This window comes from Variovorax sp. YR266 (assembly GCF_900107295.1).
Lineage (GTDB): Bacteria > Pseudomonadota > Gammaproteobacteria > Burkholderiales > Burkholderiaceae_C > Variovorax.
The window spans coordinates 225320-251311 of record NZ_FNPM01000001.1; the positions used below are offsets into that span (position 1 = coordinate 225320).

The following is a 25992-nucleotide window of genomic DNA, read 5'->3' on the forward strand; positions in this document are numbered from 1 at the left end:
AAGCCACCATGCAACCCGCCGCCGACTCCGCCGACCTGCTCAGTGAACGTGCGCTGAGCAAGCTCAAATGGCGCTGCCGGCGCGGACTGCTCGAGAACGACCTGTTCATCGCCCGCTTCTTCGAGCGGCACGAATTCCGCATGACCGTGGGTCAAGCGGGAGCGATGGAGACACTGATGGACCTGTCGGACAACGACCTCCTTGACCTCCTTCTGCGCAGGAAGGAGCCCGAGCCCGCATGGGCCGGGGCCGAGGTGGTCGCATTGCTGCAGCTGATGCGTACCGACGGCGCGCAGCGTCCCGCAATCTCTCCTTCGTCCTGAATCCACCTCTGAAAGTAAACCGAAATGAAAGCATCCGATACCAAGGCCACGCTGTCGTTCAGCAACGGCGGCGACAGCGTCGAACTGCCGATCTACAAGGGCACCGTGGGCCCCGACGTGATCGATATCCGCAAGCTGTACGCACAGACCGGCATGTTCACGTACGACCCGGGCTTCATGTCGACCGCCGCCTGCCAGTCGGCCATCACGTACATCGATGGCGACAAGGGCGAGCTGCTGTATCGCGGCTACCCCATCGAGCAGCTCGCGACCAACTGCGACTTCATGGAGACCTGCCACCTGCTGCTGTACGGTGAACTGCCGGACACGGCCAAGAAGGCCAACTTCACCAAGCTCGTGACCAACCACACGATGGTGAACGAGCAGATGCAGTTCTTCCTGCGCGGCTTCCGCCGCGACGCGCATCCGATGGCCATCATGACCGGCCTGGTGGGCGCCCTGTCGGCCTTCTATCACGACAGCACGGACATCAACAATCCCGAGCACCGCGAGATCGCCGCGATCCGCCTGATCGCGAAGATGCCCACGCTCGTGGCCATGGCCTACAAGTACACGATCGGCCAGCCGTACATGTACCCGAAGAACGACCTGAGCTACGCCGGCAACTTCCTGCACATGATGTTCGCCACGCCGTGCGAAGAGTACAAGGTGAACCCGGTGCTCGAGCGCGCGCTCGACCGCATCTTCATCCTGCACGCAGACCACGAGCAGAACGCCTCGACCTCGACGGTGCGCCTGTGCGGCTCGTCGGGCACGAACCCCTTCGCGGCCATCGCGGCCGGCGTGGCCTGCCTCTGGGGCCCCGCCCACGGCGGCGCCAACGAAGCGGCGCTGAACATGCTCTACGACATCCAGAAGGAAGGCGGCGTGGAGAAGATCGGCGAGTTCATCAAGAAGGTCAAGGACAAGAACTCGAACGTCAAGCTGATGGGCTTCGGCCACCGCGTGTACAAGAACTACGACCCGCGCGCCAAGCTGATGCAGGAAACCTGCAACGAAGTGCTGACCGAGCTGGGCCTGGAACAAGACCCGCTGTTCAAGCTCGCCAAGGAACTGGAAAAGATCGCCCTGGAAGACGAGTACTTCGTGTCGCGCAAGCTGTACCCGAACGTCGACTTCTACTCGGGTATCGTGCAGCGCGCCATCGGCATCCCGGTGCCGCTGTTCACCGCGATCTTCGCGCTGGCCCGCACGGTCGGCTGGATCGCCCAGCTGAACGAAATGATCGGCGACCCCGAGTACAAGATCGGCCGCCCGCGCCAGCTGTTCGAAGGTTCGCCGAAGCGCGACGTGAAGCCGATCACGGCTCGCTGAGCTTCCGTCGAATCTCGATGATCAGAAAAGCTGCCTTCGGGCAGCTTTTTTTTGGCCTGTAAATTGCGATCTCTTTGGGCTCAAGAAGGAGAAGGCGAATGTCAGTTTTTCAACGCGTGACCTGGTTTGGCGCGAAGGCGGCATTCATTGCCTTCGCGACAACGCTGCTGTTCGGCTGCGCTACCGACGCTCCCGGCGCAAAGCCGCCACAGCAGATTGCAGTGAAGGTTCTCATCATCAGCATGTTCAAGCCCGAGGCACAGGTGTGGTTCGAGCCGCTGAAGCTGACCCGGGAGATCAAGGTGCCGGGCCTGTCCGCCGAGGATCCGCTGGTCCAGTGCAACGCCGATTCGGTGTGCCAGGTCACCACCGGCATGGGCCATACCAACGCGGCTGCTTCCATCACGGCACTGGTGTTCAGCGGGAAGTTCGACCTCTCGAAGACTTACTTCCTGGTGGCCGGCATCGCGGGCGTCGACCCGAATGTCTCGACCATCGGTTCTGCCACCTGGGCCCGGTTCCTGGTCGACTTCGGCATCGCGCACGAGATAGATGCGCGTGAAATGCCATCGACCTGGCGCTCTGGCTACTTCGGCATCGGCGCCAAGGATCCGGACTCGAAGCCCAAGTTCGAGTACCGGACCGAGGTCTTCCGCCTCGACGAAAAGCTGCTGCAGAAGGCCCTGAAGCTGTCGGCCAATGCGCCGCTGGCCGACAACGACAAGGCACGCGCCTACCGCGCCAGGTATTCGCAGGCAACCGCCAAGGCCCGCCCGTCGGTCCTGCAATGCGACACCGCGGCCGGCGACACCTACTGGCACGGCAGATTCCTGGGCGAAACCGCCACGCGCTGGGTTTCACTCGTGACCGACGGGCAGGGCAAGTACTGCACCACCCAGCAGGAAGACAACGCCACCTACGAGGCATTGAAGCGAGGCGCCAGCGCGGGGCTGCTCGACCTGCAGCGCGTGGCGGTTCTCCGCACGGCCTCCAATTTCGATCGGCCCTACCAGGGGCAGACCGCTTACGCCTCGTTGAATGCCGAGTCGGGCGGGTTCCCCATCGCTACCGGCAATCTCCTGATCGCGGGACGCCCGCTGGTGGATGCGATCGTGGGCAACTGGTCCGCCTGGAGCGCGGGGGTTCCCGCGGACTGATCCGTTCCGGGCTCAGCCTTTCACCACTTCACCCGCACGCCGATCGACCCGTTGATCGAGCTCTTGACCTTGGCGTCGCCACCGCTGGCCCAGAGCTTGCCGATTTCGCCGTAGAGGCTTGTCGTCTGGCCCAGCGCCAGCGTGAAGCCGCCTGCCAGCTCGGTGCTTGTGCCGCCCGTGGGCGCCGAGATATCGGTCGTCGTCGCCCCGTTCACGAAGCGCGCGATGTCCGCGCCGCTCGATGTCCTGTAGACGTTGAAGCGGCCGTACGGCTGAAGCGCGCCGATGCCCGTGTCGATCTGGCCCTTCACCCGAACGCCCGCACGGGCGATCCAGCCGCTGTCGGCCTGCGGCTGCGCGATGGCGCCAGCGATGGCGGAGTTGTTCAGATCCATGTGCTGGTGAATCAGCTGCAGCTGCGGCTCGACGCTCCAGCCACTGCCGCCCAACGCAAAGGCCTGGCCCACCTCGATCGAGCCCAGCAGGCTGTTGCCCTTGCCGCCGACACCCGGGCTCAGGAATGGCTCGACCGTGTAGCGGTGACGGCCCGACTGCACCACCGCATCGGCGTAGAAGCCGCTGTCGCTGGTGTAGGTGCCGTACACGCCCAGGTACTGGCTGCGCAGGTCGTTGCGGCCCACGGCCAGGTTCTGGATGCCGCTGGCGAAGCCTCTCACGCGGGCATCGCCGTCGAGCTGGCCGACGTAGAGGCCTGCTCGCCAGTTCGGCATGACCAGCAGGTCTGTGCCGGCCTGGAAGCCGGTGAGGCGCCCTTTGCTGGATGGCGAGACGGCACCGCCCTGCTGGATGTCGATGTCGGTGGAGAGCACGCGGGCCCAGGCTCGGCGATCAGAACCGGTCGGGGTGGTCGCGGTGCCCTTGACGTCGTCATCTCCCACGCGCTTGCGCAGGTCGCCCAGCATCGCGAGGTTGCCCTGTCGCAGCTGGCCCGCCAGCGCGGCGTAGAGCGAGGCTTCCGCGCGGTAGGTGATCACGGGCGCAGAGGGCGTGGGCGCACCTGGCGATGCAGTGGTGCTCGAACGCAGGAACCAGTTCTCGCCTGCGCCGTTGGCATCGGCCGCGTACAGGCGGTACTCGTAGGCGCCGGCATCCACGTGGCCATTGGCCAGCGAGAACGCATCCTTGGTCGTCTGGGCAGTGGTCGTCGCGCCGTTCTGCGCGGTGATCACCTCGATGCCGTTGCCGCTGGTGAGCGCACCCAGGCCGCCGAGGTTGGTGATCTGCACCGTGGTCTTGCCGCTGGCCACCGCAGTTGCGCCGTTGAGCACCAGACGATCCGACGGCCCCGTGCCGTTGAGCGCGGTGCCGAGCCTGAGCACGCCGTTGTTGCCGACGTACGCGCCCGTCACCGTCAGCGTGGTGCCTGCGGTCGCACCCACCAGCGAGACGGTGCCGCTGTTGGCTAGCGAGGCCACGCTCTGATTGAAGCCCGCCAGATCGAGCGTCGCGCCCGAAGCCACGCTGTGCACCGAAGCCGCGCTGAAGGTGTTGGCGGCGCCCGCCTTGAGCGTGCCCTGCGCGACGCTGGTCGCGCCGGTGTAATTGTTGGCGCCCGACAGCGTCAGCGTGCCCGTGCCTTCCTTCGTGATGAAGCCGCCGCCGCTGATCGCGCCGCTCAGGGTCGCGTTGAATGCGCCGGTGTCGATGACCGGATCGTTGTTGCCCGTGAGCTGGATCGCGTTGGCGATCGTCAGCCCGTCGGCGCTGAAGCCCAGCGTGGTGTCGTCGTCCATCGACAGCGTGCCGGTGCCCGGCGCCAGGTTGTTGCCGAGGTTCAGGCGCCCCTGGCGCAGCGCGGTGCCGCCGGTGTAGGTGCTGGCGCCCGAGAGCGTCAGCGTGCCGGTGCCCTGCTTGACGAGGCCGCCACCGGTGCCGGTCAGACTGCCGCTGAAGGTTTGCGATGTGTTGTCGGTCAGGGTCAAGGTGTTGGCGCCCAGTGCCACCAGGCTGCCCGCCACGCCCGACAGGTGCGCCACCGACTGGCTGCTGCCGGTCGACAGGTCGAACACCGCGCTGCCCCCCGTCAGCGATACACCGGTCGCCCCGGCCAGGGTGCCCGCGCCGGCCAGTTTCAGCGTGCCGTTGCTGATGGTCGTCTCGCCCGTGTAGCTGTTCGCGTTCGTCAGCGTCAGGATGCCGGCGCCCGTCTTCGTCAGGCCGCCGATACCGCTGATGCCGCTTGCCAGCGTCACGTCGTTGCCGTTGGTGTCGAAGGTGCCACCGCTTGCACCCAGCGCGTTCAATCGGCCGGAAATGTCCGTCGTGTTTGCCGCGGCCCATTGCAGGCCGCCGCCGTTCAGGGTGATGCGGCCGGTGCCGAGGTTGCCGCCGTTGCTGAAGTTGATCAGGCCGGCGTTGACGATCGTGGCGCCCGAATAGGTGTTCGCCCCGGTCAGGAAGGTGATGCCGCTGCCGTTCTGCACGACCGTGCCGGTGCCGGCGATGGCCGTGGCAAATGTGTAGGTGGCATCGGACTGGTTGAAGTTGATCGTGCCCGCATTGGTGATGCTGCCGACCAGCCCGGTGACGGTGCCGGCGGTCGTGCCGTTGGCCGTGGCATTGCCGATGTTGAGCGTGCCGTTTCCATTGATGGTGAAAGCGGCGCCGGTCAGGTTCAGCGTGCTGCCATCACCCAGGTTGAAGACACCCGCGCCGCCCGCCCCGCCGTTGCCGGAACAGCCGCAGTTGCCGCCCGTGCCACCCAGGCCGCCGATGTACAGCTGGGTGCCGACCGTGATGGTCGCCCCGCCGGTGGCAGTGAGCGTTCCACTGCCGCCCGTGCCGCCATTGCCGCCCCGTGTGAAGGGGGCTCCGCCCGAACCGCCACCGCCACCGGCACCGCCGATCAGCAGCGTGTTGGTGACGTTCAGGGCCGTGCCGTTGAGATTGAGTACCCCCGCACCTCCGTCGCCTCCATTCATGCCGCCCAGGTTGGCACCGTCCCCGCCGCCGGCGCCGCCCCCGATGCCGACGTAGTCGTAGATCGGCAGGAGGCTGCTGCCGCTGGCCGGGCTGGGGAGAGTCTGCGTCGGAGCGGGAACACCACCCGCACCACCAGCGCCTGGAAGGTAGAAGTCTGCCCCGCCACCGCCGCCGCTGATGCTGCCGTTGCCGCCGTCACCGCCGCCCGTGCCGCCGGCGCCTATGAGGAGCACGTCGGCCGCGTGCGCTAGCGGCGCGGCCAGGCCCAGCGACACCGCGAACATCGCGCTCGCCGCGGCGCGACGCCGTGCGCGGCGCTTCCCGCCCGCGCCCGCTCCTTTGACGGCCGACACGGCCAGTTCAGATACAGCCTGCCAGACGCCCAGACTCCCGTTCCAGACGACCCTGAAAGTGCGATTCATCCTGTTGATCCCGTTCTGTTTTGTCGGATCCGGCTACGTGGTCGCAGCCGCGTTTCACGGAACGCCACTCGAGGCACTTGCTCGCGATGGAGCGATGCCGGGCATCCGGGAGACTTAAAGGAGCCAATGTAAGATTTGCAACAGGACGATTCAATTACCCGAAAGAGTAGTCATGAACACCGACCCGATCCTGTTGCAGGAAATCGTGCGCCTCTACGAGGCCGAACCTGACCTGCTGACGCTGCCGCAGCTGCTCTTCGAGGGTGTGGTCCGCCTGACGGACTCCGACGTGGTCGGCTGGACGGAGGTCCACCATCGCAGCGGCGAGCTGCGCGCGCTGCTGTCGGTCGAAGACGACCCGGATCGGCGCCAGGCGGCGTTCCAGGCCTACGCACGTCATGCGGGCAGCCACCCTTTCTGGCAGAAGGATCCCGCCTTTTACGGCGAGCGCGCGGTGCGTGAATCGGATGTCTTCACCGATGAGGAATTCATGGCGCTCCCCATGGCTCGCGACGTCTTCCTGCCATCGGGCGCCCACCGCATCATGGGCGTCCTGATTCAGCACGGCGAATACGCGTTGGATCTGAGCGCGCATCGGGTCATCGGGCGACCGGCATACAGCGATGCGCAGCGCGACCGGCTCCAGATCTACCGAGGGCACGTGCTGCGCGTATACCGCCAGGCGCAGCAGCGTACCGTCGACAACCTCCCCCCTGCCGACCGCCTTCGCTACGCCTTTCCGGAGTTGACGCAGCGTCAGGTCGAGGTTGCCGTGTGGATTGCCCAAGGCAACTCGAACGAGGCCATCGCCAGTGCCATGAACGTCACTCTGGATACCGTCAAGGCGCATTTGAAGGCGATCTTCAGCAAGATCGGCACCGACAGCCGGCTCGCCCTGGCCAAGCTTGTCCACACGGTGCCGCCGTTCTCGCAGATGCCGCCGCTGTGGAAGCTGCCGATGGGAACGTGGAAAACGCAAACCAGACCTGGGTGACGCGCACGGCGAAGCCGTGCAGCCGCGGGGCATCCCGTCGCCACCCGGCAACGATGCCATCGTGCATCGCGATGGATACGGGGCGAAAACAAGGGGAAAATGACAATCTCATCGCAAAGCGCGATGACTCCCCACAGCCCCATGAGCACATCCGAACGCAACTTCGCCCGCCGCATCGACCTCACGTCGCTGCAGCTGTTCGTTGCCGTGTGCGAACTGGGCAGCATCGGCCGCGCTGCCGAGCGCGAGTTCATCGCGGCCTCGGCCATCAGCAAGCGGCTGTCCGACCTCGAGGCCACGCTCGGCACCACCCTGCTCTACCGCCACGCGCGTGGCGTCGACCTCACGCCCGCCGGCGAAAGCCTGCTGCATCACGCCCGATCGGTGCTCTACAGCCTGGAGAAGATGCAGGGCGAACTCAGCGAATACGCCGACGGCGTGCGCGGCCACGTGCGGGTGCACGCCAACATCTCGGCGATCGTGCAGTTCCTGCCCGAAGACCTGGGCGTGTTCACGCGCGCCCACGAGGCCATAAAGATCGACCTTGAAGAACACTTGAGCAGCGAAGTGATCCGCGCGGTGCAGGAAGGCGCGGCCGACCTCGGCGTGTGCCACGTGGCCGGCGGCGCGGGTGAGTTGCAAAGCCTCTCGTACCGGCACGACCGCCTCGCGCTGATCGTGCCCACGGGGCATGCGCTGGCGGCGCAGGGCGCCATCGATTTCGTGGATTCGCTCGACTTCGACCACGTCGGCCTGCACACCAACAGCTCGATCTACGTCGCGATGCACGAGGCCGCGCTCGACGCCGGCCGCAGCATCAAGCTGCGTATCCACGTGACGGGCCTGGACGCCATGTGCCGGATGATCGAGAACGGCCTGGGCATCGGCGTGATGCCGCAGCGCGCCTTCGAGCTCATGCAGAACGGCATCGGCCGCGGCCTCGTGAGCGTGGCGCTCAACGACGCCTGGGCGGCACGCGAGATCCGGCTGGTGGCGCGCGACTTCTCCACCCTGCCAGTGGCGGCGCGCTCGCTGGTGAATCACCTGCACGCGGCTGCGGACGCCGCAGAACAGATCGCGGCCTGAACCTCGAATTCACGGCCGCAACGACAGACAATCCATTTCCCCACGAAAGACAAGAGACCGACATGGCACGCACGCTCTACGACAAGATCTGGGACGAACACGTCGTCCACACCGAGGAAGACGGCACCGCGATCCTCTACATCGACCGCCACCTGGTGCATGAAGTGACCAGCCCTCAGGCCTTCGAAGGCCTGCGCGAAGCCGGCCGCAAGCTTTGGCGCATCAGCTCGGTCGTGGCCACCGCCGACCACAACACGCCAACCACGGGCTGGGAGCGCGGCTACGAAGGCATTGCCGATCCGACCAGCAAGGAACAGGTCACCACGCTCGACCACAACATCGCCGAATTCGGCGCGGCCGCGTTCTTCCCGTTCCTGAGCAAGCGCCAGGGCATCGTGCACGTGATCGGCCCCGAGTCGGGCGCGACGCTGCCGGGCATGACTGTCGTCTGCGGCGACTCGCACACCTCCACGCACGGCGCGTTCGGCGCGCTGGCGCACGGCATCGGCACCAGCGAGGTCGAGCACGTGATGGCCACGCAGACGCTGCTTGGCAAGAAGGCGAAGAACATGCTCGTGAAGGTCGAGGGCAAGCTGCCGCTCGGCTGCACCGCCAAGGACATCGTGCTGGCCATCATCGGCAAGATCGGCACGGCCGGCGGCACGGGCTACACCATCGAGTTCGCTGGCTCGGCCATTCGCGACCTGAGCATGGAAGGCCGCATGACGGTCTGCAACATGGCCATCGAGGCCGGCGCGCGCGCCGGGCTGGTGGCGGTCGACGAGAAGACCATCAGCTACGTGAAGGGCCGTCCGCTCGCGCCCACCGGCGTGGAGTGGGACCAGGCCGTGACCTACTGGCGCACGCTGCAGTCCGACCCTGGCGCGACCTTCGACGCCGTGGTCGAGCTCGACGCCGCGCAGATCCAGCCGCAGGTGACCTGGGGCACCTCGCCCGAGATGGTGGTCGATATCAACGGCCGCGTGCCTGATCCCGACAAGGAAAAAGATGCGAACAAGCGCGGCGCCATCGAGCGCGCGCTGGTCTACATGGGCCTGGAGCCGAACAAGGCCATGAACGACATCTTCATCGACAAGGTGTTCATCGGCTCTTGCACCAACAGCCGCATCGAAGACATGCGCGAAGCCGCCGCCGTGGTGAAGAAGCTCGGCCAGAAGGTCGCGAAGAACGTGAAGCTCGCGATGGTCGTGCCCGGCTCGGGCGTGGTGAAGGAACAGGCCGAGCGCGAAGGGCTCGACCTGATCTTCAAGGCTGCAGGCTTCGAATGGCGCGAGCCCGGGTGCTCGATGTGCCTCGCAATGAACGCCGACCGGCTCGAGCCCGGCGAGCGCTGCGCATCCACCAGCAACCGCAACTTCGAAGGCCGCCAGGGCGCCGGCGGCCGCACCCACCTCGTGAGCCCCGCGATGGCTGCCGCTGCTGCCGTGCACGGCCACTTCGTCGACGTGCGCACCTTCGCCTGATCTGGAGACAACACATGCAGAAATTCACCGTGCACAAGGGCCTCGTGGCCCCGATGGACCGCGAGAACGTCGACACCGACGCGATCATTCCGAAGCAGTTCCTGAAGTCGATCAAGAAGACCGGCTTTGGCGTGAACCTGTTCGACGAATGGCGCTACCTCGACGCAGGCTTTCCGGGCCAGGACCCGGCCAGCCGCAAGCCCAACCCCGACTTCGTGCTGAACCAGCCGCGCTACGCCGGCGCTTCGGTGCTGCTGGCGCGCAGGAACTTCGGCTGCGGCTCGTCGCGCGAGCATGCGCCGTGGGCGCTCGACCAGTACGGCTTTCGCGCGATCATCGCGCCGAGCTACGCCGACATCTTCTTCAACAACAGCTTCAAGAACGGCCTGCTGCCGATCGTGCTGCCCGAGGCGCAGGTGGCCCAGTTGTTCGACGAGACCTTCGCGTTCCCGGGCTACCAGCTGACCATCGACCTGGAACGCCAGATGGTCGTGAAGCCCGATGGGCAGGAGTTCGCGTTCGACGTGCAGGCCTTCCGCAAGTACTGCCTGATCAACGGGCTGGACGACATCGGCCTCACGCTGCGCCACAAGGACAAGATCAAGGCCTTCGAGGCCGAGCGCCTGGCGCAGAAGCCGTGGCTCGCGCACACGATGATCTCCTGATCGCGCGCATTTCCGTTTTCAAAAAACCTCAGACCAATTTATGAAAATCGCAGTTCTCCCGGGTGACGGCATCGGCACCGAAATCGTGGCGGAAGCCGTCAAGGTGCTCGACGTGCTCGACCTGAAGTTCGAGATGGAGTCGGCGCTGGTCGGCGGCGCGGCCTACGAGGCGCACGGCCACCCGCTGCCTGAATCGACGCTCAAGCTGGCGAAGGAATCGGACGCAGTGCTGTTCGGCGCCGTCGGCGACTGGAAATACGACAAGCTCGACCGCCCGCTGCGGCCGGAGCAGGCGATCCTGGGGCTGCGCAAGAACCTCGGCCTGTTCGCGAACTTCCGTCCCGCCATCTGCTACGAGCAGCTGGTGGATGCATCGAGCTTGAAGCCCGAGCTGATCGCGGGCCTGGACATCCTGATCATTCGCGAACTGACCGGAGACATCTACTTCGGCCAGCCGCGCGGCCGCCGCATCGCGACGGACGGGCACTTCCCGGGCGCCGAAGAGGCGTTCGACACGATGCGCTATTCGCGCCCCGAGATCGAACGCATCGCCCGCGTGGCCTTCGAGGCCGCCCGCAAGCGCAGCAAGCGCGTGACCAGCGTCGACAAGAACAACGTGCTGGAAACCTCGCAGCTGTGGAAAGACGTGATGCTCGACATCGCGAAGGAATATCCGGACGTCGAACTCGACCACATGCTGGTCGACAACGCGGCCATGCAGCTCGTGAAGGCGCCCAAGAAATTCGACGTGGTGGTCACCGGCAACATGTTCGGCGACATCCTCTCGGACGAGGCCGCGATGCTCACCGGCTCCATCGGCATGCTGCCCTCGGCATCGCTCAATTCGAGCAACCAGGGCCTGTACGAGCCCAGCCACGGCAGCGCCCCCGACATTGCCGGCAAAGGGGTTGCCAATCCTTTGGCTACAATCCTGTCCGCTGCCATGATGCTCCGCTTCTCACTCAACCAAGCCGAAGCTGCCGACCGTATCGAGTCGGCGGTCAAGGATGTGCTCGCCTCCGGGCTGCGCACGGGCGACATCTGGTCAGAAGGTACGAAGCGCGTCGGCACCCGCGAAATGGGCGACGCGGTCGTTGCAGCAATCACCAAAAAGACGATTACCGGCTAACCGCAGCCCGCTTCGTCACGCCCCTCCCCGGCTCGACGAGTCGGGGGCAAGAAAAGACAACTTTTTCTTTTTTCATAAGGGCAAACTGAAATGGCGAACGCATCTCAACCTCTGGTCGGCCTCGTGGGCTGGCGCGGCATGGTCGGCTCGGTCCTGATGGACCGCATGCAGGCCGAAGGCGACTTCGGTCTCATCGAGCCGGTCTTCTTCTCGACCTCCAACGCCGGCGGCAAGGCCCCGGCGATGGCCAAGAACGAAACCGCGCTGAAGGATGCGAACGACATCGAGGCACTGAAGAAGTGCGACATCGTCATCACCTGCCAGGGCGGCGACTACACCAGCGAGGTGTTCCCCAAGCTGCGCGCCGCCGGCTGGAACGGCCACTGGATCGACGCCGCCTCCACCCTGCGCATGCAGGACGACGCGATCATCGTGCTCGACCCGGTCAACCTGCCGGTCATCGAGAACGCGCTCGCCAAGGGCGGCAAGAACTGGATCGGCGGCAACTGCACCGTGAGCTGCATGCTCATGGGCGTGGGCGCCCTCTACAAGGCAGGCCTGGTCGAGTGGATGACCAGCATGACCTACCAGGCAGCCTCGGGCGGCGGCGCGCAGCACATGCGCGAGCTGCTGACCCAGTTCGGCACCCTCAACGCCGAAGTGCGCGCCCTGCTGGACGACCCGAAGTCGGCCATCCTCGAAATCGATCGCAAGGTGCTGCACAAGCAGCAGACCCTCAGCGCCGCTGAAACGGCCAACTTCGGCGCGCCGCTGGGCGGCTCGCTGATCCCCTGGATCGACAAGGACCTGGGCGACGGCATGTCCAAGGAAGAGTGGAAGGGCGGCGCCGAGACCAACAAGATCCTCGGCCAGGGCCCGGGCTTCAGCACCGCTGCCACGCCGGTCGACGGTTTCTGCGTTCGCATCGGCGCGATGCGCTGCCACAGCCAGGCCCTGACCTTCAAGCTCAAGAAGGACGTGCCGGTCGCCGACATCGAAGCGATGATCGCCGCCGACAACCCCTGGGCGAAGGTCGTGCCGAACACGCGCGAAGCCACCCTGAAGGATCTGACGCCGGTGGCCGTGACGGGCACTATGGACATTCCTGTTGGCCGCATCCGCAAGCTGGCGATGGGCCCGGAATACGTCGGTGCCTTCACCATCGGCGACCAGCTGCTGTGGGGCGCCGCGGAACCGCTGCGCCGCATGCTGCGTATCCTGCTCGAAGCCTGATGCGGGCTGCTCAGGGCCTTTTGAAACATGAATTGTTGCCTTACGGCAACATCGAATGTGTGCGTAAGTATGCGCGCACTGGGTAGAACAAGCGCATTGCCTTGTCAGTGCCCGGTGATGGTGCTAACGTCCTCTTACAAATTCTGGGCCTGAGCCGCCCCCTATCAGCATGACAAGACATCTGTTGCCTGCGGCCAGCCCATCGGCCGCTCGCCCGCCTCTGCCATCGAATGGCTGGCGCCTTTCCATCCTTGGCGCGGCGGCAGCCGTGGCCCTGGGCATCGTCAGCACCGACGCCAGCGCATTCGCGCTGGGTCAGCTGAAGGTGCAATCGGCGCTGGGCGAACCCTTGCGCGCCGAGATCGACGTGACCGAAATCGCCGCCAACGAGGCGGACGGTCTGAAGATCAACATCGCCACGGCCGAAGCTTTCAAGAGCGCGGGCGTTCCGTACAACTCGGCACTGAGCGACGTCAAGGCGACGCTTCAGCGCCGCGCCGGCGGCCAATACGTGGTGCGCTTGAGCGGTAACCGCCCGTTGAACGACCCGTTCATCGACCTGTTGCTCGAGGCCAACGGTTCGTCGGGCCGCATCGTGCGCGACTACACCGTGCTGCTCGATCCGCCGGCCACGCGCCAGGCGGCGGCACCGGCCACGCCCATTTCGCCCCAGATCGCCACGCCGACCGAACGCGTTGCCCCGGCAGCCCGTACTCGCCGCGAGCGCCCTCCGGTGGTGCCGGCTGCGCCTTCGGCAGCCCCCTCTGCACCTGCGGCAGCTGCACCGGCGCCTGCGCCCGCTGCGGCAGCACCCGCCCCTGTCACCGCAGCCGCTCCGGCGGTTCGCAGCGGTGGCGGCGAACAAGTCACCGTTCAGCGCGGCGACACCGCCAGCAAGATCGCCGGCGCCCACAAGCCAGCCGACGTGTCGCTGGACCAGATGCTGGTGGCGCTGCTGCTCTCCAATCCCGATGCATTCGTCGGCGGCAACGTCAACCGCATGCGCGCCGGCGCGGTGCTCGATCTGCCGAGCAGTGCCGAGGCGGCCGCCATTCTGCCGGACGAAGCCCGCCGCACGGTCACGGCACAGAGCCGCGACTTCGGCGCCTACCGCCAGCGCCTGGCCGACAACGCGCCGACCTCGAACGTGGTCGCCGCCAGCCGCAAGGCATCGGGCAAGCTGCAAGCCAACGTCGAAGACCGCAATGCAGCGGCCAGTGCCCCCGACAAGCTCACGATCTCGCAAGGCAACGCGGCCACCCGCGCCGCCGACGAAAAGGTCGCGCAGACCCGTCAGGCACAAGACAACAACAACCGCGTCGCGGAACTGTCGAAGAACATCAACGAGCTGAACAAGCTCAAGGCTGCAACGGGCACCGGTTCGTCGGCACCTGCCGCAGCCGCTGCGCCGGCAGCACCGTCGACGCCGGGCATCCCGGTTCCGGCACCGACCACCAGTGCCACGACCGCCCCCCCGGTCGCAAGCCCTGCACCGGCACCTGTTGCTGCGCCAGTTCCGGCTCCCGCCCCCGTTGCGGCAGCCGCACCGGCCGCTCCCGCCGCAGCAGCACCGAGCCCCGCGCCCACGCCCGAGGCAACGGCTGCGGCCCCTGCTGCTGCACCGGCTCCGACGGCCGAGGCTGCAGCCGCTGCCGCGCCAGCTGCAACCGACGCCGGTGCAGCTCCCGCGACGGCGGCAGCGAGCGCTGCGGTGGCCGCCGCTGCACCGAAGCCAGTCGTGAAGAAGCCCGCTCCGCCGCCCCCGCCGGAGCCCACCTTCCTCGAAGAGCTGCTGGACAACCCGCTGATGCTGGCCGGCGCGGCGCTGATCGCGCTGCTGATCGGCTTCCTGCTGTACCGCGTGCTGGGCCGCCGGCGCGAGGAAATGAGCGAAAGCGTGTTCCTCGAAAGCCGCATCCCGAAGGATTCGTTCTTCGGCGCCAGCGGCGGTGAATCAGTCGACACCAAGCATCGCGGCGACTCCACCGTCTCGTCGCTGTCGTACTCGCCGAGCCAGCTCGACGCGGGCGACGTGGACCCCGTGGCCGAAGCCGACGTGTACCTGGCCTACGGCCGCGACCTGCAGGCCGAGGAAATCCTGCGTGAAGCGCTGCGCCTGAACCCCGACCGCACCGCCATCCACCTGAAGCTGCTCGAAATCCACGCCAAGCGCCGCGATGTGCGCGCCTACGAAGGCTTGGCTACCGAAGTGCACAAGCTGACCGGCGGCCTCGGCTCCGACTGGACCCGCGTGGTCGACATGGGCAAGGATCTCGATCCGGGCAACCCGCTGTACGAATCGGGCGCTCCCCGCAGCGGTGGCGGTGCCAGCGCTGCCGAGACGGCCGCCTTCGCAGGCGCCCTCGCTTCGGCCGCCAAGCCGGCAGCAGTTCCGCCTCCCGCAGCACCGCCAGTGGCCGTTGCACCGCCTGCCTTCGTGCCCTCGGTGGCACCGCTGGACTTCGACCTCGACCTGACCACGCCGCCGGCACCCGCCCCTGCGCCGGTCCAGCACGCACCGGTCGGCGCCAGCCTGCCGAAGTCGGTCTACGCGCCCGCTCCGACGATTGCGCGCCCCGCGCCGCCCCTGTCGAACGGCCACGCCGCAACGCCTGTCGATCTCGAGAACGACTTCGACACCGCCCCCGGCGCGCTGTCGGCAGACACGCTCCCCAGTTCGCTGAGCGATGCGGAACACAACACCCGTCCCGCCGCACTGCGCAATGCGCTGCCGGCCGACTCGGGTTTCATCGAATTCGACATGAGCGCACTGGCAGGCCTGCCGGCTGCCCGCTCGGCCGAAACTGCAAGGCCTGCGGCTACCGCGCCTGACGACGAAGGCGACGACAGCCCGCACGCCGTCAAGCTGTCGCTCGCTCGCGAACTGCAAGCCATCGGCGACGTCGAAGGCGCCCGCTCGCTGGTCGAGGAAGTCGAAGCCGAAAGCGCCGGCGACCTCAAGTCGCAAGCCCGTCAACTGCTCGCAGAACTGCGCTGAGCGATTGCCGCTCCTGTCGTTCTTCCTGAATTCGTGAGGCTGGCGCTCGGCATCCGGTACAACGGCCAAGCGTACGAGGGCTGGCAAAGCCAGCGCTCGGGCCGCACGGTGCAGGACAAGCTCGAAGCGGCCCTCACGAAGTTCGCCGCGCAGCCCATCGGCACGCTGTGCGCCGGTCGCACCGATGCCGGCGTGCACGGGCTGATGCAGGTGGTGCACTTCGACACCACCGTCGAGCGCGAACCCTTCTCCTGGATGCGTGGCACCAACCGCTTCCTGCCCGACGACATCGCGGTGCAGTGGGCGCAGCCGGTGCCCGACGAATTCCATTGCCGCGCCAGCGCCCTGGCGCGCCGCTATCTCTACGTGCTTTCTCAATCGCCGGTGCGGCCCAGCCTCGATACGGGCCGGGTCGGCTGGTCGATGCATGCGCTCGACGGCGATGCGATGCGCGCCGCGGCCGCGCTGCTCGTCGGGCGGCACGACTTCAGTTCGTTCCGCGCCTCGGCCTGCCAGGCGCGCTCGCCAGTCAAGGACCTGCGGCGCATCGAGATCACGCGCGTGGGCGACGGCGAACGCTGCCGCTGGCATTTCGAATTCGAGGCCGACGCCTTCCTGCACCACATGATCCGCAACCTGATGGGCTGCCTGGTGCGCATCGGCCGTGGCGACGAACGGCCCGAGTGGATTTCTGAAGTGCTCGAGGCACGCAGCCGCAAGGCGGCGGCGCCCACCTTCTCCGCGGACGGCCTGTATTTCCTGGGCCCGTTGTACGACGCCAAGTGGGGTCTGCCGGCGGAAGCCACGCTGCAGGCCGGCGGGGCTCCGTATGATGGCCCGCCATGACCGCGCCTCCCGTTCCCCGCACCCGCATCAAGATCTGTGGCCTGACGCGTGAGGCCGACGTGGATGCGGCAGTCGAAGCCGGCGCCGACGCCATCGGCTTCGTGCTCTACGCGAAGAGCCCCCGGGCCGTGACACCCGAGCGCGCCGCCGAACTGGCCTCGCGCCTGCCCCCGTTCATCACGCCCGTGCTGCTGTTCGTGAACGAGGATGCTCCCAAAGTCATAGCAGCACTCAGCCGCGTGAAGGGCGCCATCGCGCAATTCCACGGCGAGGAGACGCCCCAACAGTGCGAAGAAGCCAGCGGCCCGGGGCGCTTTCGCTACATGCGCGCCGCCCGCATTCCGCTGGGGGCTGCCGGGGCCGGCTTCGACCTCGTAAAATACGCGTCCGATTACTCCCACGCCCAGGCCATCCTGCTCGACGCGCACGTCGAAGGTTATGGCGGTGGCGGCAAGGCATTCGATTGGTCACTTCTTCCACCCGCCGTCGACGCTCACCTCGTCTTGAGTGGTGGGCTCACACCTGCAAACGTGAGCGATGGCATTCGCATCCTGCGGACGCGCTGCAAGACGCTGTCCGTTGATGTGAGCTCGGGCGTCGAAATCGACGGTCCCGGGAACAAGGGCCTCAAGGACGCCGGAAAGATCCGGCAATTCGTCGCAGCCGTCAGGGCTGCCGACGCGTCCTTCTCCAGTTAGCCGCCGCAGCCGATCGTTGTCGGGCTGCGGCTCACCGATCGAGAACCATGCAAAGCCAATTCCAGGACTACCAGCAACCCGATGCCACCGGCCATTTCGGCAACTACGGCGGCACCTTCGCGAGCGAAACGCTCACCCACGCGATCAACGAACTGCGCGACGCGTACGCCAGGTTCAAGGACGATCCGGCGTTTCTCGCCGAATTCCACTATGAGCTGAAGCACTTCGTCGGCCGCCCCTCGCCGATCTACCACGCCGCACGCACCAGCCGTGAAATGGGCGGCGCGCAGATCTACCTGAAGCGCGAAGACCTGAACCACACCGGCGCGCACAAGATCAACAACGTGATCGGCCAGGCGATGCTCGCGCGCCGCATGGGCAAGCCCCGCGTCATTGCCGAAACCGGCGCCGGCCAGCACGGCGTGGCCACCGCCACCATCTGCGCGCGCTACGGCCTCGAATGCGTGGTCTACATGGGCAGCCAGGACGTGAAGCGCCAGAGCCCCAACGTCTACCGCATGAACCTGCTCGGCGCGACCGTGGTACCCGTCGAATCCGGCAGCAAGACGCTGAAGGACGCGCTCAACGAGGCGATGCGCGACTGGGTCACCAATGTGGAAAACACCTTCTACATCATCGGCACCGTCGCCGGCCCGCACCCCTATCCGACGATGGTGCGCGACTTCCAGAGCGTGATCGGCACCGAGTGCATCGAGCAGATGCCGGCCATGCTCGCGGCCGACGGCATCACCGGCGAGGCCGAGGGCAAGCAGCCCGACGTGGTCGTCGCCTGCGTGGGCGGCGGCAGCAACGCCATGGGCATCTTCCATCCCTACATACCGTTCGCTGGCACGCGCCTGATTGGCGTGGAAGCTGCGGGCGAAGGGCTCGACAGCGGCAAGCATTCAGCGTCGATCCTGCGCGGCAGCCCCGGCGTGCTGCACGGCAACCGCACCTACCTGCTGCAGAACGAGGATGGGCAGATCACCGAGACCCACAGCATCAGCGCGGGCCTCGACTACCCAGGCGTGGGCCCCGAGCACGCGTACCTGGCCGACATCGGCCGCGCCGAATACGTCGGCATCACCGACACCGAAGCGCTCGAAGCCTTCCACTACCTGTGCCGAACGGAGGGCATCATCCCCGCGCTCGAATCCAGCCATGCCCTGGCCCATGCAATGAAGCTCGCCAAGACCATGCGCCCCGACCAGTCGATCCTGGTGAACCTCTCGGGCCGTGGCGACAAGGACATCGGCACCGTCGCCGATCTGTCGGGCGTCGATTTCTACGACCGGCCCTCGATGCGCGGTCTGAGCGTGAAGGGAGGCAAGTGATGAGCCGCATTGCCGCCACCTTCGACGCGCTGAAAAAAGACGGCCGTCGCGCACTGATTCCCTACGTGACCGCCGGCTTCCCCTTCGCCAACATCACGCCCGAGCTGATGCACGGCATGGTCGAGGCCGGTGCCGACGTGATCGAGCTGGGCGTGCCCTTCTCCGACCCCATGGCCGACGGGCCTGTTATCCAGAAAGCCGGTGAAGCCGCGCTGGCATTGGGCATCGGCATGAAGCAGGTGCTCGCCATCGTGGCCGCCTTCCGCCAGAAGGACTCGACGACGCCCGTGGTGCTGATGGGCTATGCCAACCCGGTCGAGCGCTACGACCTCGTGCACGGCAAGAAAGCCTTCATCCACGATGCGGTCGCCGCCGGCGTCGACGGCCTGCTGGTGGTCGACTACCCGCCCGAAGAGTGCGAAGACTTCGCCGCCGAGCTGAAGGCTGCCGGCATCGACCTGATCTTCCTGCTGGCCCCGACCAGCACCGACGAGCGCATGGCGCAGGTCGCACGGATCGCCAGCGGCTACGTCTACTACGTGTCGCTCAAGGGCGTGACCGGCGCTGGCCACCTCGACACCGAGGCGGTCGGCCAGATGGTCCCGCGCATCCGCCAGCACTTGAGCATCCCGGTCGGCGTGGGCTTCGGCATCCGCGATGCGCGCACGGCGCAGGCGGTCGGATCGGCCGCGGATGCGGTCATCATCGGCACCAAGATCATTCAACTCATCGAAGACCAGCCCCGCGATCGGGTGGTGCCGGCGGTGCGCGAATTCCTTGCGGGAATCCGCGAGGCGCTCGACGCGCTGCCCGCCGCCACGGCCAAGAACGCGGCTGGTCGATAATCACCGCCAACACAAGGAGCCCCTATGAGCTGGCTTGAAAAACTGCTACCCGCCAAGATCGCACAAACCGACCCGTCCGAGCGCCGCCAGGTGCCCGAGGGCCTGTGGATCAAATGCCCCGCCTGCGAGACCGTTCTGTACAAGACCGATCTCGAGCACAACCAGAACGTCTGCCCCAGCTGCAGCCACCACCATCGCATCGGCGCCCGCGCGCGGCTCGACGCGTTCCTCGATGCCGAGGGCCGCTATGAAGTCGGCCAGGAAGTGCTGCCGGTCGACGCCCTGAAGTTCAAGGACAGCCGCAAGTACCCCGAGCGCCTGAAGGAAGCCCTGGAAAACACCGGCGAAACCGATGCGCTGGTCGTCATGGGCGGCTCGGTCCACAGCATCAGCGTGGTCGTGGCCTGCTTCGAGTTCGAATTCATGGGCGGCAGCATGGGCAGCGTGGTCGGCGAGCGCTTCGTGCGTGGTGTCGAGACCGCCATCGAGCAGAAGGTGCCGTTCATCTGCTTCACCGCCACCGGCGGTGCGCGCATGCAGGAAGGCCTGCTCTCGCTGATGCAGATGGCCAAGACGAATGCCGCGCTCACGCGCCTGGCGAAGAAGGGCCTGCCCTACATCAGCGTGCTGACCGACCCGACCATGGGCGGCGTGTCCGCAGGCTTCGCCTTCGTGGGCGACGTGGTGATCGCCGAGCCCAAGGCGCTGATCGGCTTTGCCGGCCCGCGCGTGATCGAATCGACCGTGCGCGTGACGCTGCCCGAAGGCTTCCAGCGCGCCGAGTTCCTGCAGACCAAGGGCGCCATCGACTTCATCAGCGACCGCCGCGAATTGCGCAAGACCATCGCCAGCACGCTGGCCATGCTGCTGCGCCAGCCGGCCGACGCGGTCAGCTGAGCGAAACAGGGCAAACGCAAAAGGGTCCGGGTGCGATGCACCCAGACCCTTTTTTTATTGCCGCTTCAGAAAGTCAGTTGATAGGCAAACACCAGCAGGTTGCCCAGCACGATCGCGATCACCTGCAGCACGACGATGGCTGCCAGCGGCGACAGGTCGACCCCGCCGATCAGCGGAATGAAGCGGCGAAACGGCCGCACCAGCGGCTCGGCCAGGCGCGAGATCAGGTCGAGCAGCATCGGCGAGGCGTTCGGAATCCACGACAGCACCGCATAGACCACCAGCAGCGCGGTCAAGCCGGAAACCGCCAATTGCATCAACCCGACCAGCGACACCAGCGGCAAGGTCGCGATACGCCCAAGATTGCCCACCAGCAGCCACAGCAGCAGAAACTTCAGCATCACCAGCAGCCAGGCCGCGATCAGGCTTGCCATGTCCCAGCGCTTCACCGCGGGCACGATGCGCCGCAACGGCAGCACGATCCAGTCGGTGATGGCGAACACGAAGCGCCCGAGCGGATTGCCGAACGGCACCCGGTGGTACTGCATGTAGAGCCGCAGCAGACATGCGCCGCCGAGGAGGCCGACGATCACGTCGAGAAGGAACGAGGGAATCTGATAGAGCATGGGGCGTGGCCGTGAGCGGAATGCGATGATAGCCACGCAAGGCTCTTCGATGACGACACAACCCTTTTTGCATTCACTGCCATTGTTCCCGCTCGGTACGGTCCTGTTTCCGGGTGGCCTTCTTCCACTGCGCATCTTTGAGGTTCGTTATCTCGACATGATCGGCAAGTGCCGCAAGGCCGACGCGCCCTTCGGCGTGGTGAGCCTCACCAGCGGCAGCGAAGTGCGCAAGGCCGGCGCCGATGCGGAAAGCTTCGCCGCCATCGGCACGCTGGCCATGATCCGCGAGTTCGAATCGCCGCAGAGCGGCCTGCTGCAGGTCGAATGCGTGGGCACGCAACGCTTTCGGGTTCGCAGCAATGAGCTGCAGAAGCATGGCCTGTGGGTAGCCGAAGTCGAGGCCGTGAGCGACGACATCGCGCTTGAAATCCCCGACGACCTGCGGCACACCGCCACCGCGCTGCAGCGCCTGATCGACACGCTGGAAGAGCGCCGGCGTGCGCAAGGCGAAGCGGTGCGGCTGCCGATCGGTGCGCCCTATCAGCTCAACGATTGCGGCTGGGTGGCCAACCGCTGGTGCGAACTGGTGCCGATGCAACTCGAACTGCGCCAGCGCCTGATGGAGCTCGACAGTCCGTTGATGCGGCTGGAGCTGGTCAGCGATCTGCTCGCACGCACGGGCATCACTGAATAGGCTGCTACTTTTTTTGTAGCACATTGCGCAGGATTGACGGGCGCTGGGCGCAGGTTTTATTCAAAGCCGATGGGCTAAAATGCCAGCCCCGCGCACGCTCCCGGATGCGCGCCACCCGCCTCCCATGTCCGATCAAAAGACCCCCTCGCCTCCTCCGCCCCCCGTCGACGAAAACCAGCTCATCGCAGAACGCCGCGAAAAGCTCAAGCTGCTGCGCACGGCGCAGGCCGAGGGCAAAGGCGTTGCGTTCCCGAACGACTTCAAGCCTGGCCACCGTGCGGCGGCACTCGCCGAGGCGCATGACGCCACCGAGGCCGAAGCCCTCGAGGCGCAAGCCGTTGCAGTGAGCGTAGCCGGCCGGATGATGCTCAAGCGCGTGATGGGCAAGGCCAGCTTCGCCACCCTGCAAGATGCCACCAGCCGCATCCAGCTCTACGTGACGCGCGACGCGGTCGGCGAAGACATCTACGCCGACTTCAAGCGCTGGGACCTGGGTGACATCGTTGGCGCCGAAGGCACGCTGATGAAGACCAAGACCGGCGAGCTGTCGGTCAAGGTGACCAAGCTGCGCCTGCTCACCAAGAGCCTGCGCCCGCTGCCCGACAAGTTCCACGGCATGGCCGACCAGGAGCAGAAGTACCGCCAGCGCTACGTCGACCTGATCACCGACGAATCGGCACGCGTGCGCTTCACCGCGCGCAGCAAGGCCGTGAGCGCGCTGCGCGAGTTCATGGTGGCCAACGACTTCCTCGAAGTCGAGACGCCCATGCTGCACCCGATTCCGGGCGGCGCGAACGCCAAGCCCTTCAAGACGCACCACAACGCGCTCGACCAGGAGATGTTCCTTCGCATCGCGCCCGAGCTGTACCTCAAGCGCCTGATCGTCGGCGGCTTCGAGCGCGTGTTCGAAATCAACCGGAGCTACCGCAACGAGGGCATCTCGGTGCGGCACAACCCCGAGTTCACGATGATGGAGTTCTACGCGGCCTACTGGAACTACCGCGACCTGATGGACTTCACCGAGACGCTGATCCGCACCATCGCCGACAAGGCCGTGGGTACGCAGCAGCTCACCTACCAAGGCAAGCCGGTCGACCTGACCCAGCCCTTCGAGCGCCTGACGATCCGCGAGGCGATCCTGAAGTACACCGACGCCGGTGATGGCGTCGACGACGCCGCCTGGCTCATCAACGCCCTGCGCAAGATCGGCCTGAGCGAAGAGAAGGACAAGCTCTCGCAGCGCAGTTTGGCCAGCCTGCAGGTGATGTACTTCGAGGAGACTGTGGAAGAGAAGCTCTGGCAGCCGACCTTCATCATGGAGCACCCGACCGAGATCTCGCCGCTGGCGCGTGCCAACGACGAGCGCCCCGAGGTCACCGAACGCTTCGAGCTGTACATCACCGGCCGCGAGTTCGGCAACGGCTTCAGCGAGCTGAACGACGCCGAGGACCAGGCCGCGCGCTTCAACGCGCAGGTGGCCGCCAAGGACAGCGGCGACGACGAAGCCATGTACTACGACCACGACTTCGTGCGTGCGCTCGAATACGGCATGCCGCCCACCGGCGGCTGCGGCATCGGCATCGACCGGCTGATGATGCTGCTGACGGATTCGCCGAGCATTCGCGACGTGATCCTGTTCCCGGCGCTGCGCAGGGAATCTTGAGCGTGTTGTCACCGTCGTCGCTGCCGACGATCGGCATCGACTTCGGCACCTCCAACTCCGCCGTGGCCTGCCGGGTCGATGGCGAGGCCCGCCTGTTGCCCATCGAAGGCGCGGCCACCACCCTGCCCACCGCGATCTTCTTCAACGCCGAAGACCGCACGACCCACTTCGGCCGCGACGCCATCGGCCAGTACCTCTCGGGCACCGAAGGCCGCCTGATGCGCTCGCTGAAGAGCCTGCTCGGCAGCGCGCTGATGCAGGAGAAGACCGCGATCTACGACGGCCTCGTGAGCTTCGAGGACATCATCGCGCGCTTCCTGCGCGAACTGGCCGTGCGCGCCAGCCGCGAGCTCGGCCGGATGCCCGAGCGCGTGGTGATCGGACGGCCCGTGCATTTCGTGGACGACGATGCCAGGCGCGACGAGCGTGCCGAAGAGAGCCTGCGCCACGCAGCGCGCGCGGCGGGGTTCCGCGAGATCGCCTTCCAGCTCGAACCTATTGCGGCCGCCTTCGACTACGAGCAGCGCATCGCCAAGGAATCGATCGTGCTCATCGTCGACATCGGCGGCGGCACCTCTGACTTCACCGTTGTGCGCGTCGGCCCCGAGCGTGCCGCGCGCGAGGACCGCAGCGACGACGTGCTGGCCACCAGCGGCGTGCACATCGGCGGCACCGACTTCGACCAGCGCCTGAACCTCGAGCGCGTGATGCCGCAATTCGGCTTCCGCCACCACGGCCCGCAGGGACGCGAGGTGCCGAGCAAGGTGTTCTTCGAGCTTTCGTCCTGGCACCTGATCAACTGGCTCTACGCCGCCAAGGCGGTGCGGCAGGCAAAGGATTTGCGCACGAGCTACAGCGACACACAACTGCACGACCGGCTGATGACCGTGCTCGAAGAGCGGCACGGGCACCGCATCGCGAGTGCGGTGGAAGCGGCCAAGATCGATGCCTCGGTGACCGATGCGGCGACGGCAATCGACCTCTCCTGCGCCGAACACGGGCTGGTGGCCTCGCTCACGCCGGACGACATGGCACAGCAGCTGGCCGGACCGCTCGAGAACGTGATCGCGTGCGCCCACGCCTGCGTCAAGCGCGCGGGCTTGCGCAGCGGCGACCTCGACGCGATCTACCTCACCGGCGGCTCTTCGGCGCTGCGACCGTTCCAGCACGCCCTGCGCAAGAGCTTTGCGGGCGTGAACCTGGTCGAAGGCGACCTGTTCGGCGGCGTGGCCACGGGGCTGGCCTGCGCGGCGCGCACGGAGCGCCGTCGCGCATGAAATACCTGGCGGGCTATCCGGCGCCCCTGCTGGACCAGGTCCGCCAGCTGATCGCCGAGGACAAGCTCGCTGCGCTGCTCGGCAAGCGCTATCCGGACGGAGTGCACAACGTGCAGACCGACCGCGCGCTCTACGAGTACGTGAACGAGCTCAAGAGCGAGTTCATGCGCAAGGCCGAACCGCTGTCGAAGGTGATGTTCGACAACAAGCTGCACGTGATCCGCAACGCGCTGGGCACGCACACCACGGTGTCGCGCGTGCAGGGCGGCAAGCTCAAGGCCAAGCGGGAGATCCGGGTGGCGAGCCTGTTCAAGGGCGTGCCGCTGGCCTGGTTGCGGATGATCGTCGTGCATGAACTGGCGCACATGAAGGAGCGGGAGCACGACAAGGCCTTCTATGCGCTGTGCATGCACATGGAGCCGGACTACCAGCAGCTCGAATTCGACTTGCGGCTGTATCTGACGCACCTGGACATGAACGGTCGTCGGCTCTGGGACGCCAGCTCCCGGCCCTGATCAGTCGGACGCGAAGAACGCGGACAGCTCGCGCGCCAGCACCTCGACCTCTTCCTGGGACATGGTCTCGATGGCATGCGACGCACGCAGGTTCTCGGTGCCATGAAGGCTCTCGATCAATTCATTGCGCGAGCCCGAATCGTGGTGCAAGTGGAAAAGCGGCACGTGCATCGAGTGCCAACGCAGACCCAGCCGCCCTGCCCTGCGCAGCAGTTCGTCGTCCTCGCCGCCCCATCCTTCCAGGCGTGCGTTGTACCCGCCGACTCGGATGTACTCGCTGCGCTTGAACAGCACGATGCCCCCATTGGCATTCGAGTACAGCACGCCGGCATCCGGAGGCAGTTGCTCCACGTTGATCGATGCGAATCGGGCGTAGTCGGGCAACTGCATGAAATCGCGCTTGAGTTCACCCGTCACGTTGATGACGCTCCAGTAGGGGCACAGCACCTCGCTGCTGTCCCGGTCCAGCAGCACATCGACACAGCCACGCAGCGTTGAAGGCTGGGCAATGGAATCGGCGTCGTGGAAGCAGATCACAGGGCTGCGGGCCAGCCGGACGCCCGTGTTGTAGAGCATCGACTTGGGAAACGGCCCATCGTGATGGATGAAGACATGCCGGATCTTCGGATCGCACAGCCGCTGCCAGTCGAAGCGCGGCGCCGTCGCCGCCTCCATCAACCACAGCCGGTAGTCGGTATAGGTGTAGGCCAGATGCGCCAGCACGGCATAGAGGTTCTCGCGCCGCTCTTCGGTCGCCTCCCTGTACGAAACGATGATGTCTATATCGCGAAGGGAGATCTTGTCGGTTGCCGTCATGAAACAACGTCC

At 66.3% G+C, this 25992-nt stretch carries 22 protein-coding genes; 19 read left to right on the forward strand and 3 right to left on the reverse strand.

Annotation, left to right across the window (positions count from 1 at the left end; translation table 11 throughout):
• The first annotated feature begins 8 nt into the window (after nucleotides 1-8).
• The 3 genes from BLW48_RS01105 to BLW48_RS01115 all read left to right on the forward strand — a co-directional run bounded on the left by BLW48_RS01105 (nucleotide 9) and on the right by BLW48_RS01115 (nucleotide 2815).
• Entirely contained in the window at nucleotides 9-323 is a 315-nt protein-coding gene (locus BLW48_RS01105; protein WP_093049525.1) for an FAD assembly factor SdhE, read from the forward strand.
• A gap of 24 nt (nucleotides 324-347) precedes the next feature.
• Complete coding sequence (gene gltA / locus BLW48_RS01110; RefSeq protein WP_093049522.1) at nucleotides 348-1658, forward strand: citrate synthase; 1311 nt, start codon at nucleotides 348-350, stop codon at nucleotides 1656-1658.
• Nucleotides 1659-1756: 98 nt separating this feature from the next.
• Nucleotides 1757-2815, forward strand: a complete 1059-nt coding sequence (locus tag BLW48_RS01115; RefSeq protein WP_093172136.1) for a purine-nucleoside phosphorylase — start codon at nucleotides 1757-1759, stop codon at nucleotides 2813-2815.
• Nucleotides 2816-2835: 20 nt separating this feature from the next.
• Here the strand turns inward: BLW48_RS01115 and BLW48_RS01120 are convergent, their stop codons facing one another.
• On the reverse strand, nucleotides 2836-6180 hold the full coding sequence (locus BLW48_RS01120; RefSeq protein ID WP_093172138.1) for an autotransporter outer membrane beta-barrel domain-containing protein: 3345 nt from the start codon (nucleotides 6178-6180) through the stop codon (nucleotides 2836-2838).
• 172 nt (nucleotides 6181-6352) lie between these two features.
• On the opposite strand from BLW48_RS01120, the gene BLW48_RS01125 reads away from it, so the two are divergent.
• The 12 genes from BLW48_RS01125 to accD all read left to right on the forward strand — a co-directional run bounded on the left by BLW48_RS01125 (nucleotide 6353) and on the right by accD (nucleotide 20389).
• Nucleotides 6353-7174 (forward strand): helix-turn-helix transcriptional regulator, encoded by an 822-nt coding sequence (locus tag BLW48_RS01125; RefSeq protein WP_093172140.1) that lies wholly within the window; start codon nucleotides 6353-6355, stop codon nucleotides 7172-7174.
• 141 nt (nucleotides 7175-7315) lie between these two features.
• Nucleotides 7316-8260 (forward strand): LysR substrate-binding domain-containing protein, encoded by a 945-nt coding sequence (locus tag BLW48_RS01130; protein ID WP_093172142.1) that lies wholly within the window; start codon nucleotides 7316-7318, stop codon nucleotides 8258-8260.
• Nucleotides 8261-8322: 62 nt separating this feature from the next.
• A complete protein-coding gene (leuC, locus tag BLW48_RS01135; protein WP_093049506.1) occupies nucleotides 8323-9744 on the forward strand; it encodes a 3-isopropylmalate dehydratase large subunit in 1422 nt (473 codons plus the stop codon).
• 14 nt (nucleotides 9745-9758) lie between these two features.
• A complete protein-coding gene (gene leuD / locus BLW48_RS01140) occupies nucleotides 9759-10409 on the forward strand; it encodes a 3-isopropylmalate dehydratase small subunit (protein ID WP_093049503.1) in 651 nt (216 codons plus the stop codon).
• A 40-nt stretch (nucleotides 10410-10449) separates the two neighbouring features.
• Complete coding sequence (gene leuB, locus BLW48_RS01145) at nucleotides 10450-11538, forward strand: 3-isopropylmalate dehydrogenase (RefSeq protein ID WP_093172144.1); 1089 nt, start codon at nucleotides 10450-10452, stop codon at nucleotides 11536-11538.
• A gap of 90 nt (nucleotides 11539-11628) precedes the next feature.
• Nucleotides 11629-12771, forward strand: a complete 1143-nt coding sequence (gene asd / locus BLW48_RS01150; RefSeq protein ID WP_093049497.1) for an aspartate-semialdehyde dehydrogenase — start codon at nucleotides 11629-11631, stop codon at nucleotides 12769-12771.
• Nucleotides 12772-12940: 169 nt separating this feature from the next.
• A complete protein-coding gene (locus BLW48_RS01155; protein ID WP_093172146.1) occupies nucleotides 12941-15769 on the forward strand; it encodes a FimV/HubP family polar landmark protein in 2829 nt (942 codons plus the stop codon).
• A gap of 33 nt (nucleotides 15770-15802) precedes the next feature.
• Nucleotides 15803-16615, forward strand: coding sequence for a tRNA pseudouridine(38-40) synthase TruA (truA, locus tag BLW48_RS01160; RefSeq protein ID WP_093172148.1), 813 nt, complete (start codon nucleotides 15803-15805; stop codon nucleotides 16613-16615).
• A complete protein-coding gene (locus BLW48_RS01165) occupies nucleotides 16612-17313 on the forward strand; it encodes a phosphoribosylanthranilate isomerase (RefSeq protein WP_093172150.1) in 702 nt (233 codons plus the stop codon). The genes truA and BLW48_RS01165 overlap by 4 nt, the downstream gene beginning before the upstream one ends.
• A 47-nt stretch (nucleotides 17314-17360) precedes the next feature.
• Complete coding sequence (gene trpB / locus BLW48_RS01170; RefSeq protein ID WP_093075571.1) at nucleotides 17361-18647, forward strand: tryptophan synthase subunit beta; 1287 nt, start codon at nucleotides 17361-17363, stop codon at nucleotides 18645-18647.
• Complete coding sequence (trpA, locus tag BLW48_RS01175; protein WP_093172152.1) at nucleotides 18647-19492, forward strand: tryptophan synthase subunit alpha; 846 nt, start codon at nucleotides 18647-18649, stop codon at nucleotides 19490-19492. Before trpB ends, trpA begins: the two co-directional genes overlap by 1 nt.
• Nucleotides 19493-19516: 24 nt before the next feature.
• A complete protein-coding gene (gene accD, locus BLW48_RS01180; RefSeq protein ID WP_012746558.1) occupies nucleotides 19517-20389 on the forward strand; it encodes an acetyl-CoA carboxylase, carboxyltransferase subunit beta in 873 nt (290 codons plus the stop codon).
• A 65-nt stretch (nucleotides 20390-20454) separates the two neighbouring features.
• On the opposite strand, the gene BLW48_RS01185 is transcribed toward accD, so the two are convergent.
• The gene (locus tag BLW48_RS01185) at nucleotides 20455-21015 is read right to left on the reverse strand and encodes a YggT family protein (protein ID WP_093049480.1); all 561 of its coding nucleotides are present in this window, start codon (nucleotides 21013-21015) and stop codon (nucleotides 20455-20457) included.
• 49 nt (nucleotides 21016-21064) lie between these two features.
• On the opposite strand from BLW48_RS01185, the gene BLW48_RS01190 reads away from it, so the two are divergent.
• The 4 genes from BLW48_RS01190 (at nucleotide 21065) to BLW48_RS01205 (ending at nucleotide 25164) form a co-directional block, all read left to right on the forward strand.
• On the forward strand, nucleotides 21065-21709 hold the full coding sequence (locus BLW48_RS01190) for an LON peptidase substrate-binding domain-containing protein (protein WP_256330670.1): 645 nt from the start codon (nucleotides 21065-21067) through the stop codon (nucleotides 21707-21709).
• Nucleotides 21710-21833: 124 nt separating this feature from the next.
• A complete protein-coding gene (gene lysS / locus BLW48_RS01195; RefSeq protein ID WP_093172156.1) occupies nucleotides 21834-23372 on the forward strand; it encodes a lysine--tRNA ligase in 1539 nt (512 codons plus the stop codon).
• The gene (locus tag BLW48_RS01200) at nucleotides 23369-24649 is read left to right on the forward strand and encodes an Hsp70 family protein (protein WP_256330671.1); all 1281 of its coding nucleotides are present in this window, start codon (nucleotides 23369-23371) and stop codon (nucleotides 24647-24649) included. The genes lysS and BLW48_RS01200 overlap by 4 nt, the downstream gene beginning before the upstream one ends.
• Nucleotides 24646-25164 (forward strand): YgjP-like metallopeptidase domain-containing protein, encoded by a 519-nt coding sequence (locus BLW48_RS01205; protein ID WP_093172160.1) that lies wholly within the window; start codon nucleotides 24646-24648, stop codon nucleotides 25162-25164. Before BLW48_RS01200 ends, BLW48_RS01205 begins: the two co-directional genes overlap by 4 nt.
• Here the strand turns inward: BLW48_RS01205 and BLW48_RS01210 are convergent, their stop codons facing one another.
• Nucleotides 25165-25980 carry a glycosyltransferase family 2 protein gene (locus BLW48_RS01210; RefSeq protein ID WP_176928695.1) on the reverse strand — a complete coding sequence of 272 codons (816 nt, stop codon included), beginning with the start codon at nucleotides 25978-25980 and terminating at the stop codon, nucleotides 25165-25167.
• Between the last annotated feature and the right edge of the window lie 12 nt (nucleotides 25981-25992).